Source organism: Pseudomonas sp. R4-84 (assembly GCF_054130985.1).
The window spans coordinates 2623975-2638476 of record NZ_CP096390.1 but is presented as its reverse complement, the minus strand read 5'-3'; the positions used below and the strand labels follow the sequence as shown (position 1 = coordinate 2638476).

General features: G+C 62.3%; 10 protein-coding genes. All 10 read right to left on the bottom strand.

Features of this window, described 5'->3' with window-relative positions; all coding sequences use genetic code 11:
* Positions 1-58: 58 nt before the first annotated feature.
* The 10 genes from M1D68_RS12075 to M1D68_RS12030 all read right to left on the bottom strand — a co-directional run bounded on the left by M1D68_RS12075 (position 59) and on the right by M1D68_RS12030 (position 14470).
* On the bottom strand, positions 59-1411 hold the full coding sequence (locus M1D68_RS12075; RefSeq protein WP_434563970.1) for a TolC family protein: 1353 nt from the start codon (positions 1409-1411) through the stop codon (positions 59-61).
* 1 nt (position 1412) lies between these two features.
* A complete protein-coding gene (locus M1D68_RS12070) occupies positions 1413-2732 on the bottom strand; it encodes an HlyD family type I secretion periplasmic adaptor subunit (protein ID WP_457970502.1) in 1320 nt (439 codons plus the stop codon).
* On the bottom strand, positions 2719-4464 hold the full coding sequence (locus M1D68_RS12065) for a type I secretion system permease/ATPase (protein WP_420767922.1): 1746 nt from the start codon (positions 4462-4464) through the stop codon (positions 2719-2721). Before M1D68_RS12065 ends, M1D68_RS12070 begins: the two co-directional genes overlap by 14 nt.
* Positions 4465-4607: 143 nt before the next feature.
* Positions 4608-5747, bottom strand: a complete 1140-nt coding sequence (locus M1D68_RS12060; RefSeq protein WP_457970500.1) for an OmpA family protein — start codon at positions 5745-5747, stop codon at positions 4608-4610.
* On the bottom strand, positions 5744-6211 hold the full coding sequence (tssE, locus tag M1D68_RS12055) for a type VI secretion system baseplate subunit TssE (protein WP_457970498.1): 468 nt from the start codon (positions 6209-6211) through the stop codon (positions 5744-5746). The genes M1D68_RS12060 and tssE overlap by 4 nt, the downstream gene beginning before the upstream one ends.
* Positions 6212-6214: 3 nt before the next feature.
* Positions 6215-6751, bottom strand: a complete 537-nt coding sequence (tssJ, locus tag M1D68_RS12050; protein WP_457970497.1) for a type VI secretion system lipoprotein TssJ — start codon at positions 6749-6751, stop codon at positions 6215-6217.
* Positions 6732-7829, bottom strand: a complete 1098-nt coding sequence (tssG, locus tag M1D68_RS12045; RefSeq protein ID WP_457970495.1) for a type VI secretion system baseplate subunit TssG — start codon at positions 7827-7829, stop codon at positions 6732-6734. Before tssG ends, tssJ begins: the two co-directional genes overlap by 20 nt.
* Positions 7793-9562: a type VI secretion system baseplate subunit TssF gene (tssF, locus tag M1D68_RS12040; RefSeq protein WP_457970493.1), complete on the bottom strand. Its 1770-nt coding sequence runs from the start codon at positions 9560-9562 to the stop codon at positions 7793-7795. Before tssF ends, tssG begins: the two co-directional genes overlap by 37 nt.
* Positions 9563-9581: 19 nt before the next feature.
* Complete coding sequence (gene tssA, locus M1D68_RS12035) at positions 9582-11168, bottom strand: type VI secretion system protein TssA (protein ID WP_457970491.1); 1587 nt, start codon at positions 11166-11168, stop codon at positions 9582-9584.
* Positions 11165-14470 (bottom strand): ImcF-related family protein, encoded by a 3306-nt coding sequence (locus M1D68_RS12030; RefSeq protein WP_457970711.1) that lies wholly within the window; start codon positions 14468-14470, stop codon positions 11165-11167. Before M1D68_RS12030 ends, tssA begins: the two co-directional genes overlap by 4 nt.
* Positions 14471-14502 lie beyond the last annotated feature (32 nt).

The following is a 14502-nucleotide window of genomic DNA, read 5'->3' as shown; positions in this document are numbered from 1 at the left end:
CGGATGCGGCCGCTACAAGTGGTTTATTTTGCATGAGAAACAAGGGCATTGATATTAGTTAGCCACTATTTTTCGACCGCGCATCCGAAGAGGCTGGGGCAACCAGCCAATCGTTGGCCTTGCGGATGTCCGGCTCCCCTAACCGACCGCTCCAGCGATGCAGGACCAGCAGGCTGGTTACGAAGCGATACTGGGATTGAAAAAAGTCACGCCGCGCACGAAATTCAGCCTGGATGGTGTCCAGCACGTCCACGGCATTCTTGACGCCATAGGCGAAGGCCTTTTCAGTGGCTATCCGGGATTTTTCGGCGGACTCCAGTGCGCGCCGCGTTGCCTTGATCCGGCTGAGCTCGGCGCTCATGCCCAGGTACGCCGTGCGGGTTTCCTTGATGACCTGGCGGCGCAAGGCTTCCAGCTCCTGTTGCGCGACCTCCTTTTCGCTTTCGGAACTCGACACCCGGGCACGGGTGGACCCGCCGCTGTAGAGGGGCATCTGCAAGTCGAGGGACGCGACGAGATTGTCCGAGCGAGGCGCCAACGCACCTTCATAGCCGATGTCGCTGCGTTGCGCCGTGAGATTCAGGCCCAGCCGAGGCAGATGGCCGGCCCTTGCCTCGCCGATCGCCGCCTCGGCGGCACGGATACTGTGTTCGCGGGCGTGCAACGCTGGGTTGCTGTCGAGTGCCGTCTGCACCCAATAGTCCTGAGCTTGCGCCGGCAGGCTGAAGACCGGATTGTCGGCAATACGCTTGAACGGTTCCCGGACCTCGCGCCCCACCAGTTCGGAGATGGCCTCGCGACTGACCTCGACCTTGTTCCTGGCCTCGATCTCGTCAGCCTTGAGTGCATCCACCCGCGCCTCCAGGTCGAGCGTATCGGTCACCATTGCCATCTGGCGCGCATACAACGCGTGGACGCGCTTGAGGTTGCGTTCGGTCGCGTCCAATTCGCTACGCACCAGGGACAGCTCGTCTTCCGCCGCAAGCACGGCAAAATACCGTTCGGACAGGTCAATGCTGGCCTGCACCTGCGTGTCATCGGATTCGTATTGGCTCTGGCGCGCCAACTCCACGTATCGCTGGTAACTGCGCCAGACCTGCGGGTCGTAGATCACCTGGTTGAGCATCACGGCAACGCGCTTGCCGTTGTACTGGATACGGCTCAGCTCGTCCTCCCGCCGACTGCGGTTCACGCTACCGCTGGCGTTGAGCTGCGGCAACAATTGGCCGAAGGCGGCGCGCTCATTGCCCTCGCCGCTGCGAGTCAAGGCTTGCGCCCGCAGGATACGCGGATCGGCGCCTTGCGCTTCCTGGTGCAATTGCCACAAATCGGTATAGCTGGACGCCGCCCCATCGTCGGCGAGGACGCCAAGTGAGCAGGCAATCAGGCACAACGCGACCAGAGACCTCATCTCAATCCTCGATCAGCGAACGGGCGAAGGCGTTACTCGCCGGCTGAATCAAATACTCCAGCAGCGTCCGCGCCCCGGTATTGATCAACACTTCGACCGGCATGCCCGGCACCAGCGTAAGATCGCCGAGCGCCCGGCGCCCGTCATCGGTCAAGGCAACGCGCGCCAGATAATAAGCGGCGCCAGTGTCCTTGTTGACCAGCCGATCGGCCGATACCTGCATCAACCGCCCTTCGACGACCGGCGTCGTGCTGCTGTTGAACGCGCTGAACCGGATGCCCGCCAGTTTGCCCGGCTTGATCCGGTCGATGTCCGTTGTCGAAACCTGTGCTTCGACGATCAATTCTTCATTGGCCGGGACGATATCCAGCAGCGCGGTGCCCGGGCTGACCACGGCACCCAGGGTGTGTATCGCCATGCCCATGACCCTGCCGGATTCGGGCGCGAGGATTTCGGTGCGCTGGTCGCGATCCTGCAGGGTCGCCAAGCGTTCGCGCAGTTCATAGACCTTGGTCCGAGCATCGCCCAACAGGCTCGCGACCTCAGTGGCGAAGGTTTTTTTCAACTGGAGGATTTTCAGTTGCGCTTCGTCGGCCTGAACCCGGGCCCGTGCGCTTTCGGACTGGCTTTCTGCCATTTCCGCCTGCAACCGAGAGAGGCTGCGCTCCTGCTCACGCAGACGCTGCTTGTCCACGTACCCCTCGGCCAACAATGCACGCAGGTCGACGATTTCGTCCTGGTAGGATGCCGCCAGCATTTGCTTGCTGGCCACGACGGCTTTGTACCCGCGAATCTGCTCCTGGATCTGGCCAATGGATTTTTCCTGCAAGGCAATCTCACCAAGCAACGACGTTCGTCGAGCCTGGAAGATTCGTCGTTCGCTGTCGCGCGCCTCGCGCACACGCGGATCGGCGTGATCTAGTGTCGGTACAGGCAGCGGCTCGGGCAGAGCATCGCGTTCAGCCACCAACCGGGCTTCGAGTTCAAGGGCGGCGATCAGTTGGCTGCGCATCGCTTCCATTTCCGAGCGGGCCTGGGTGTTGTCCAGAACCAGGAGCACGTCGCCCGCCTTCACCAGATCGCCGTCACGCACGCGCAGCTCGCGCACAATGCCTCCTTCCAAATGCTGCACCGTCTTGCGATAGCTCTTGACGGTGACCACACCCGGCGCCAATGCCGCGCTGTCGAGCGGCGCGAAGGTCGCCCAGCCGCCAAACAGGCCGAAGGTCACCAGCAGCATAACGTAGCCGATGCGCCGTACGGGCTTGTCATCGGTCATCAGCTCAGCCCTGTCCACGGATGAGTGACTATTGTTTTGCATAACGCTCATCCGTTTGTGACGGTTCAACGACGCCGGCCTGCCTCGCCGTCGACGCAGCGCCTTGCAACCGTTCCAGCACCCTGTCCCGGGGCCCGAAGAGGCTCAATTCGCCTTGATTGAGGACCAACAGCTTGTCGACCTGCGCCAGCACGCCTGGCCGGTGGGTGATGACAAATACGGTCGCCCGGCTTTGCCTGAGTTTTTGCAACGCCTCGGCGAGCATTCTTTCTCCGGCTTCGTCGAGGTTGGAGTTCGGCTCATCGAGCACTACGAGGCGCGGCTCTCCATACAAGGCGCGAGCCAGGCCGATACGCTGGCGTTGACCACCGGAAAGCCCGCCGCCGTTGGCACCGATCAGGGTGTCGTAGCCGTCTGGCAGTTGAAGCACCAGCTCATGGACCCCGGCCATGCGCGCGGCGGCGACCACCGCAGGCGCATCCACCGGACCGAAACGGGAGATGTTCTGGCTGATGGTGCCCTCGAACAGCTCAATGTCCTGCGGCAGATAGCCCACATAGGGGCCGAGTTCCTCCCGGCGCCATTGGCTGATATCCGCGCCGTCCAGGCGCACCGTACCGGCCATGCCCGACCATATCCCCAACAGCGCCCTGGCCAGGGTCGATTTGCCGGCGCCACTGGGACCAATGATGCCGACCACCGACCCCGCCGGCACCTCGAATCCCACGCTACGAATGATCGGCTTGCCGCCGTTGGGCGAGCCTACCGAAAGCCCCTCGACACGGATCGCCCCCTCGGGCATTGGCAGGGACATGCGCTCAGGTTCGGCGGCGAACTTGAGTAACAATTCATGCAGCCGGGCATATTGCGAACGCGCCCCCAAAAAGCCTTTCCATACGCCAATCAGCTGATCGATAGGGGCCAGCGCGCGCCCTAGCAGAATCGAGCCAGCGATCATGAGCCCGGGGGAAATCTCGTGATTGATCGTCAGGTAAGCGCCAAGGCCCAGGACCAGCGATTGGACGACCTGCCGAAACGTCCTGGAAATCGCCGCAACGGTGGTGCCACGGTCACTGGCGAGGCTTTGCAGCGACAGGACCCTGTAGGTTTGCCCATTCCATTGGTCACGCAGGCTCGTAAGCATGCCCATGGATTCGACCACTTCGGCGTTGCGCAGGCTTTTATGGGTAAACGCCATGGCCGCCATCTGTTCCCGGTTGGCAGCCTGCAGCGGCGCGTGGGTGAGCTTCTCGTTGGCGAAGGCCAGCGCCCCAAGCAACAGCGCGCTCAATAACCCCATCCAACCGTACCAGGGATGGAACATGAACATGACTGCCAGGTAAATCGGAATCCAGGGCGTGTCGAAAAATGCGAAAAGGCCGTTGCCCGTCAAGAACTGGCGCAACCCATTCAAATCACTCACGGGTTGGGCCGTGGCGTTCATGCCACTGGAATTGAGCGCCTGCTTGAAACTTGCGTCGAACAATCGCTGACCTAGCAGCGTGTCCAGACGCGTACTGATCCGTACCATGATCCGCGAGCGAACCCACTCCAGGCCACCCATTGTGGTCATGAGCAGCAACATGATCAGCGTCAGCATCAATAGCGTCGACAGGCTGGCACTGGCTACCGCGCGGTCGTAGACCTGCAACATGTAGAACGAAGGAACCAGCATCAGCAAATTAACGAAAAAACTGAAAAAGGCAACGGAAAGAAAACTGCCCTTGCACGCGGCAAGGGCTTGTTCCAACTCGGTCCTGGAGTGGGCTGGCATGGTCATTACCTGAGGTCCGATTCCGGTCAAACCTGAAAAAAAATCACAAAGGGACAGGCCCGCTGACGCCTGGAAGATCCTTGGTTGGATACCGTTGGAGCACCGGCGAAATCGGGTCTACCAGCGTGTATCGGCACATCAGTTCAGTACTTAAGGGGTATCCCCTGGGATGCGCCGCCCTTGCCCGCGCCCCACGCAGACTCACAAGCCACCACTTGCGGCACCACGCGGATACCGACACGCCGATTGGCCCTTCGCCCAGCTTCGGTGTCGTCTCCAGCTATGGGCTGACCGGCGGCGACGCCCTGGACGGCTAGGCAACCGGCGGGGATTTTGCCCACGTGCTGCATCCAGTCCCGCACTGCAACAGCACGGGCGTTTGAGAGTTGCAGGTTCTGTTCCGATGAACCTGTCCCGTCGGTATGGCCTGAAATGACGATCAACCCGTCTGGCTGGGCCTTGATATCCACCAAGGTCTTGACCAAGGTATCGGTCGAACCAGGCTTGAGCTGCGAACTGCCGACATCGAACAGCGACAGGCTGTCCAACTGCACCGGAGCGGGCAAGACCAACGCTGACCTCGCGCTCATCCGCCACCCGACAACCCCTGCGACGAGAGCGAAGACGAGCGCCGCGCCGCACAGCCATGGCGAAAAGTGCCCCTTACGATGGGTCATGTCCGGCGGGGGCAGGACCACAATGGGTATCGCCAATGCCGGCTCTGTCATTCCCATGGGAAGCAGTGCCGCTTCGATACGTTGATCGCATCGTTCCAAACGTTGGATCAGCTGGTTGACCTGCTGGCGCAGAGACTGGAGAGCCGGCAGCGGCGTGGATGCGTAGCTCGCCAGCCGCTCAGTCAGGCAGCCCAACGCACCATCGAGCTCAAGCAACGCGCGCTGATCGTTGGTCGTCAGCGCCAGGCCACGCAGCAGCGTTTGCAGCTGTGCGAACAACCACCCCAACGTATCCAGGCGCACCCGCACCGACGGCGGCCACAGGCTGGGCCATTGACTGCTGAGCGTCTTCAACAATCGAACGCCTTGGACCATGCCGTCCAAACCGTGACGCTGGCTTCGAGCCAGCGCATAGAAGCTGACGGTTTGCAGCTCCGCACCGTTGAGTTGCAGCAGCACAAGGCATAACTGCTCGACTTTTTGCCAATCCACGTCTGGGCAGGCGCCATGGCCCAATCTGGCCAACTCGTCGCGCAAAGCGACGAACTCAGCATAGCCGCGCGGATCGCCACCGATTCGAACATGCACTTCAAACAACGCGCTCATCGCGCTTGCCTTGCGTTATCCGTTCCCGTTGCCGCCACATGGTTCTGTCGCTTCAGGTGACGCATCAGGACTTTGCCCTCCGGTCCCAACGTGGTACCGAAAGTTACCCGGCGCCCTCCTTTCAACTGCACGTCCAGGGCGCACTCCAAATGCCCCGGCATTAATTGCGGCAGTAGCTCGATGGCGAGCGCCGTCAATCGCGGTTCGTATTTGAGCAGGGTATGGGTCATGGCCTTTATCAACGTATGGGCGGTAGCCGGTAGCCCCTGCAAAATGGTTCCCATGTCGGGAAGTCCATAATCTGGTAAATGGCTGACGCTGCCGGCCCGGCTATTAAGGATGCGTTGCAGGTTGTCCAGGACCGACAGCGTGTGCTGGTCCTGCTCGCTGACGCGATGCAAATCCAGTTCACCATTGAAGTTTTGCAGCAGCATTTCATAGAGCGAAGGGTTGGGCTCGGTCATGGATCAGTCCTTCGCCAACGGGCGCAACGTCAGTTGGTTGGCCCCCATCTCGATGAGCCGTGCCCGATCCGGGTCCAGGTCTTCGCGCCTCAGCACCAGGCGCCAGGAGCCTAACGCGGCGTCTGGACTTCGAAACAAGCCCACCAGCGCCACTACCCGCGTGCGGGGGTCCATGGGCACGCTCAACAGCGCCCCTGCCCCGGGTTTCACCACCACGGCGCGTTTGTCCAGCAATGCACCGTCGAACAGGTTGTCGTCTGTGTTCACCAGCCCGTCGTAGGTGGCCTGCTCCAACGCGGTACTGTCGCGTAACTGGTAAACCCGCACCAAGGTGGGCAGCGATAAGGCGTTCATGTCCGAGGTTTCGGTGTTGAGCGCGGTTCGTGCGTTGAAATCCAGGTGCAAGGTTTTGACCTGTTTACGGAACATCGTCCCGGTGGTGAACCCCGTGCTCGGCTCGACGGTCTGCGCCGCTCCACACCCGCCAAGCGCAGCGACCAGCACCGTCAGTGCCAACCGGTTAATAAAGGTATGTGACATGTTGTGTTTCCCTGATCCGTGGGTTGGTCGAAAGGCCCTGGTAGCGGCCCATATTAATCGTGAGGGTGTCCTGTTCTCGCGGCTGCCAGGTGTCTGAACCCAAGCCCAGCACACCGGTCATTCCCAGTCGTATCTGCCGATGCCCCAGTATCGGAGTTGGCAGGCTGCTTACCGCGATGGTCAATTGCAGCGTCGCGGTGCAGCGCCATCCCAGGTACACCCGCAGGAGTACAAGCAGGTCGCGGTGAAGCGCTCCGCCGGGCAACCAGTCATTGGCCTCCTGCGCGTCGTCGGTGGACAGCACCAAGTGCAGCTGGCTGTTGACGTCTTGCCCGACATTGCCCAGCGGCGTGCCCTTGGACAAGCGTACCGGGCAAGACGGACACAGGCTGGCCGGTTGCGGCAAGGGAATCTTCTGCGGCCGGTGCGGGGTTATCCGTGCCTGGGTATGGACGGCAAGCAGCTTGACGAGCGCCTCGATCCCTTCGGCGTTGCGGGTAGGCAGGCGCATGACGCTGAGCAACGCGAGGAAACGGGAGACTGGGGTAGCGACGCGTTCCGCTGTTCCGGGAATGCCCAGCCCGATCAAACCGAACAGGCACTGCGATGTCGCATCGCTGCCGCCCGCTGCAAACGTCGCTGGATAAGAGTACTTGCGCCAGATTCGATAGAACTGAGTGAAAATCCGGTGATTGAAAATGTCGAGGAAATCTTCCAGGGCCTCATGCCCCTCCCGGCGTTGAGCGATGTCATCCACAAACCCCGTCGGCATTGGCGAATCTAGGCCGTACAAACCCATCAGACGGGTGCGCACCGTAGCCGGACGTTGCGGGTTGTTCGTGTCGATTTCGATCCCCTTCAGCTCACCGGCGGGAAACCCCATGCCGGGATCGGGTCGAAAGCGCACGGGATCGTCTGCCGGATGCGCGGTGCTGCCAAGCAGAGGGCGGCCGGGCAGCGTTTGTTCCAACAGTTGGCAGAAACGATACAGGCTGGCCTCGGCCACCCGCCCTCGCAACGCGTCCAGCAAACCGTCGGCGTTCAACCGGGAATGCGCTGGCTGTGGTTCTCGTTCCATCGCAGGCACGCTCCGGTAGGTTGAAGAATCAGCGTGAGCTGGGTGAACAAATGAATGTCGGCGTAGAGCGCAAAAAAGCGGTTGAGCATTTCACCGAACAGACTGATATCGCCGTCTCCCGAAAAGCCGTGGGCATCCAAGGTGATTTCAATATCCACCCCGCGCAGCAAAAAGCCATTTTCAAAACGTTGGACCAGGTGATGGTTCACCTCGACAATCGCCGCCAGGCGACGCCGGTTCTGCTCGCTGCCGGTCCAGTCATACAACGCCAACGTCCCGCGCAACACCTCTGCGCTGTCGAGCATCGGCAAGAAATTGGAGCCCAGGTGGCTCAGGATGCGCCAGTGGAAACGGTCGCGGTTTGGCGGATAGCACGGCAACGTCGGCGCACACAGGTTGCGCACCCGCAGGCCGAACTGGGTGGTTTGCACCGCTGTATCGAGCACCGTGCTCTGCAGCGCTTTGCGTGGCAGCTGACCGTGGGTGCCGATCAGGTGTAACGACAGGCTGGCGTGGGTATGCAGCCGATCCTCGTCGAAGCCTTCTCCGCCCAGGATCAACCAGGTGTCATACAGCCCATTGGCGGCCCGCTTCAGGCGGCTATGGAAATAACGTTCCGGCGCCTCATCACGCAGCATGCCGCCTTTATGGCGAAAACTGGTGAACGGCACGTAGTCCATGCGCTCGGCGCCTTTGGATGCGGTCACCTGGTCCACCGAATAGATTTCCAGATGGCTATCCTGCAAGCGCATCGGACGCAGCAAGTAATCTGTTTGCAAGGGGTCCAACGCCAACGGGTCGGCCTCCAGTACGAACAGGTTGATCACCGGCACCGAGTGCAGACGAATATGTTCACGGTTCAGGTCGAAGTTCTGCGGCCAGGGCTTGGACAGCACCACTTCGAGCTCGAACCAGGGCGCGCCGGACTCAAGCGGCAGTTGCTCAAGGCCACAGAGGGTGACGAACATGAATTTTTCACGAAACGTGAAGTACTCAAGCAGCAGTTGATAGCCGCTGAAAGCGCTGTCGCCCTTGGGCCACAGGCGATCCTCGTCGCCAAAGCCCTTGGGGGTGAAATACCCGTCCACCGGCTTGCGATCCGACTGTCCTGGCAAGCGCACATACATTGCCTGCCTGTTCAAGGTCAGGGCTTGGTGCAGTGCGCTGGCCAGTGGCGCATCGGCATTCAAGTACAGCGGCAAGCGGCTCAGGTCGATTTGTGACCAAGGGACGGACGCGCTTCGGATAAAACGCAAACGCAGCAGCGAGCGGCCATCCGGTTCGTGGTCGCGCGCCACGACTGTCAACGCCAGCGGCTGTAACGTCACGTCTTGCGTGGTGGTGTAGCGACAGCAGGTGTGCTGCGGCCCGATGGGGCGCGACAGGATCTCGAACCCTCTGGGGATCCGTTCGCTGCGCTTTATCAAGGCAAGATCCGGCGCCAGCTCGATAATCGACAGGGACGGTATGGTCCGCAAGTAATGCGGCCACAGCAGGCTGACCAAGCCTTCGGTGAGCTCCGGCAGATCATCGTCGAGCTTCTCCCGCAAGCGCCCCATCAAGAATGCAAAGCCCTCGAACAAACGTTCTACGTAAGGGTCTTGCGCCCCCGGCTTGTCGAGATTGAGATATGCCGCCCGGTCCGGGAACGCCTCGGCGAATTCCTTGCCGGCCTCGCGCAAATAACGCATCTCGGCGTCGAAATAGCGCAGTGTCAGATTTTCCATGTCCATAAAAGTCCTGAAATGAGTGTCAGCCGCAAAGCACAGCGGCACGTACCGGATCGATGGCCACCAGCGCCGCCAACAAAGGTTCCATGCGTCGGGCCAGGGCAGGTTTGTCCGTGTCGTTGCGTTGGGCCTTGACCCGCAGCAACCTGAGCAGGCGAGCCTTGACCTCGAAATACAATTCGGGCTCCCACGCGCACAGGTCATGGTGTTGTGAAGCGGTGTCCAGTTCCCCCAGCAGGTGGATGGCCAGCTCACTTTTGCCGAACTGTTCGGCCACCCTCGCCATCAGCAGGCGCAGCAGCCATCGTTGGCGTGCGCAAACAATGTCCGGGCGCGCCGCCAGCCAAGCCAGCGCTTGCTCGACCCCTTCTTTGTCGGCCTGCGCCAGGGCTTCGGTTTCCCACGACAAGATGTCGGCATCGCCGATGACCGGTGCCGACGATGGCGCGGCCAAGCCTTGCTCCGGGCGGTCTGCGCTGGCTTGCTGGGCAATCCACTCACGTGTGGTCTCATCGGCGAAAGGCGTGCCGTCGCGCCAGCGCAGCAGCTCCAACCCCGGCAACCGATCCAAAAACATGCCCAGGTCACGTTGGACGACATCAGCCCAGCACACCTGCGGCGCCGGTTGTCGACTCAGTGCCTGATACACATACCACTGCAAATCCAACCAGAAATGGTTCACGCCTTCGGCATAGATTCGTTCCGCGTGATCGAGCAACTGGGTCCAGCCCTGCTGCAAGTACAAACGCTTGAGCTGCGCCCGATAGTCAGCCTTGGGCGGCGTCAGCCGGGTGTTGCCATCGGCGTCCTCGGGCGGCGCCTCTTGCACCGTGTCCCAGCGCAGGCTCTTCATCACGCGGTGGGCCGCCAGCCAACCCTGAGGTTGATCACGCAGATAACCAGCCAAGGCCCGGCCGTGGTCCAACAGATCCCGACCGGACTTGATCGCGATAGCAGCCGAAGCCCCGGCCTGGGCTTGCGATTCCTGGCTGGCGGTACTCTGCGGGACCAGCGCCTCCATGCCTTCGGACCGAGCCAATCGGGCGGATAACGCGGCATACAGGGCCCCCAGGCAAGGACGTTGATCGTCAGGCCATGCCGTCAGGCCCTGCTCCAGCCAGGCCAATGCCGCGGCGGTGCGCTCAGCCTCGGTTTTCACCACCTCCGGATACCGCCACAGCGTATCGAGCAGCTTTTCGCCGGCCAGCCACTGCAACGCCATCTTGCGGCTGTTCGGTCGCACGGGCAGTACCGTATCGGTGAACCGCTCCACCAGCGCCGCCAACAGGCTCAAACCGTCGGCCAGCCCGGCTTCGCCGTCCCTGCACAAGCGAGCCCACACGTAATAGGTGGCGACGCGTAAATCCTTACATTTGCGGCTCAGTAGCTTTTCACCCAGTTGGGCCACTCGTTCAGCATCGGCGCCGGACAGCTTGCCAACCTCTTCGCGCATGCATTGAAAATCATCGTCATAGCCAGGGTCGTGCCCAACGGGTGCCGCTTCGCTGATGGGCTGCAGCCAGGGTTGCCAGCGTGCGGCCTGTTCACGGGCGATGGCCAAGGCGTCGCGCTTGCCCAGGCAATGGGTGATCAGGTTTTGCAGGCTCATCGGAGCACCTCATTGCGCGCCAGAGGCACCGCTGGCCCGCCCTCAGCCAAAAATATCCGCCCCGGCAACGTAAACCCTCGCAACTTCAGAAGCGTCATCGGTCCGGCATCCAGTTCGGTGCGCAGGTGCCACGTCAGGCCCAGGCCATCGGGCGCCTTGAGCACCATGCGGTAGCGGCTGTCGCCATCGTCCAGCGCGGTGAACGTGGCCTGTTCCAGCAAGCGGATCAGCCCCCAGGCGCCGGCGTAGTCGGCGAACAACCGTTCGCCGGTGTGGACGCTGGTCCACGTCAGGCTGACGCCGGGGTAGTCGCTGCGTCCCGGCCAGCCGAAGCGCTGCCAACGCTCCTTCTGGTTGAAGTAGTGGTGTTTCTCTCCGTTGAGGATGAAGGTGGTTTGCACCACATCGCGCACGCCTTTGCCGCTCAGTTCAAAACTCAAGCCCAGGCCGCCGTCGGTGTAGAGCACGTCGGCCAGATCGCTCAGTTGATTGACCGCCTCCAGGAATTGGGGATTGACGCGCAAACCGCGACCGTGGCGGGGATCGGCCACCCAGCGGTTGCCTTCCTTGCGCAACACGCCGCTCAACTGGCTGTGGAGAAAACGTTCGATGCGCCCCGTGTCGGCGCGGATCATTTGCCCCAGCATCGGCAACGAAGCATCGCTGGCCGTCGCGGCGAAGGGATAACGCCCGGTAAAGGCCGCGTTCCAATGCTCGACGATCGAACGCCGCCATTGGCTGTTGAGGCCCGCCGCCGACGGTTGCAGCACTCGCTGCCAGGCCTGTTCCAGCGGTTGCACGAACAGCGTTTCGCCCACGCCGGCCCATTGCGCACCGAGGCTGGCGGCCATCAGACGGCCATAGGACTGGGTATCGGTGAGGTCGATGCCCCGGCCCTGGAACACCGTCTGCGCCAGGGCCTGGGTCATTTCCATGGGGTCGCTGGCCGTGTTGATCTGTTGCAGTTTCAGGCGCACGCGGGTCACTTGGGTGAGGTAGGCCTGGAGGCTCAAATGGTCAGCGCCACCCTTGCCCAGCAAGGCCAACAACGGGCCGAACGTCGGATCCAGCGGGCCGCTCGGCAGGTCGGCCAGCGGGTCTATGGGCGGGGCCTTGTCCGGGCCGATGAGCTTGTGCGCGGACCTCATCAGCGAGTCGCCCAGGGCCGGGACGCGGGTGCCCGCTTGCCCTTGATAGGCCAGGGTATTGATCAACGCGAGCAACGGCGATTGGCGCACGTCGCTCATCAGCGTCAACTGGTCGATGACCTGTTCCAGGCTTTTGGGTTGATTGCCCCGCAGGCTGTTGAGAAACACCAGCCAGGCGCCCGCGTAGTCCTTGAAATAACGTTCGGTCAGGCGCGCCTTGAGCTCGCCGGGCGTCAAGCGCACATCGATGTCACCGGGGCTATCACTGAGCACCCAATCGATTTCTTCGCGGCGCGCCTGGGTGATGTCATCGATGGCCTGGCGCACCTGGCCCTCCCAGGCCTGGCGCGTGAACACTCCCGGCACGCTGGCCTTGCTGGAAAACAACCCGGCGGCTTCGGTGTCGCCCACCATCCGTTGCAGGCCCAGGGCTGGATAGTGCGGGGTGGCGTCGTCCAGCACCCGTTGATACAGGCTGGCCTCGGCGTTACGTTGGCCCAATTGGTCGAGCAGTACCTGGCGCACCTGCGCCACCAACCGCGGGTCGGCCTCGATGCGCCAGTCCGGGTGCGCGGCCAGTTGCTCGGCGTAGAACTGCCACAGGTTCGGTGCGAGGGTCTGCCAGAGCCCTGACGAAATTCCGTCACGCGTGGGTTCGGCGTGGCCCAGGGTCTTGACCAACAGGAGCGCCTCGGCTTTGTCCGGGCGCGCCATCATCAGGTAAGCCTTGAGCTGATCGTAGGCCATACGCGTGCGCTCAACGCGCTCGGGGCTGCCCGGCGCCAGCTTGACCAGCGCCTCCAGTTGCCCGCGCAACCTCGCCGCCGCCGGGTCGCGCACCAGGCGGTTATTGGCCTCAACATACCGGGGCCACAACAGTTCGAGCAAGGTTTCATTGCGGTTCAAGCCAAAGCGCTGGTACCACGGCGCACCGGACACGACACGGTGATCCAGGCGAGCCAGCACGTGGACGAGCGCTTCGAGCGCCAACAGTTGCTCCTCTTGGGTGGATGACTGTTGTAACGCCGTCGACAAGGCCTGCGCCTCGACGATCTGCGCCCGATTGCTCACAAAGGACAGCGCCATCCCCGCGCCCCACACCAGCGCCAGGCCCATGAACAGCCCATAGACGACTCGCGGCGCGCCCCACCCCAACCGCGCGCCGACGGCCTTGTCGCGCTGCACGCCGTGCCACGCCGGGTCCGGCCACCAGAAATGCTCGCCGTCAGCGCTTTGCGTCACGCGCAGTGGCAGGCTGAACCACAACCCTCGCAGCATCACCCCCGGGTTGAACCCACTCAACGACGGCGCCAGCGCCTGCCGCCAACGGGCAATGCCCTCGGCCTGCAAATCCCGGGACAGGCGCAGCAGGAAATCGTGGTGCATCCGCTTCTTGATCTTCATCTGGGCAAAGCCCTGGCAACGCAACGGCTCGACCAGATCCTCCAGGCACGCCTCCAACAGCGACGGCGTCACCTTGGCCGGCAACAGACAACCCACCGGCTGGCTCTCGCGCCCGTCCTGGGACCAGCCGCTCTCGCACACCTGCCACAAGTGCAACGGCAACCGTCGGCGTAGCCGCCGAGCCAGCCCCTGCAACTGCCGCATGCCCTTGGCCAGCGCCACCGCATCGGTGCTTTGCGGTTTGTCCAGCGCCCAGACCACCCCGTCCAGCGCCCGCCAACGGCGCAAGGTGAGCCATGGGTTCAACAGCGGGGTTTGCAATTCTTCCTGGACGCTGCCGCCCCATAGCAGCACGGTGCGTTCGCCTTCGAGCCATTTCTTTTTCGCCAGCTCCGGGGCGATGGCGGCGATCTGGGTGGGCTCGCCGACGATGAGCAGCAGGCGGACCTTGTGGCGCCAGAGGGGGCCGTATTGGAAGTGGAGGTTTTCGCGTAGCTCTGCGCCCAGTATCGATTCAGGCGTCCTGACCTGAGGTCGTGATGAGGTCACCTGGGTGCTACGCACCAGAACTCTGATCCCGTTCTGCAGGATTTGCCACATCAATATCGCCATCGCGAACAACAATGCCCAGCAAAAAAATGCCTTGAGCAGCAGGTCCGACAGCACAACGCGGTCGACGGGTTGCCCAGCCCATAACCACCACCCCCCGCCTGCCAAGGCAACAAACACGGCCAAGATCAACGCCAACAGAAGCGCCGTAAGCCAGGAAGAGATTTTTTGAG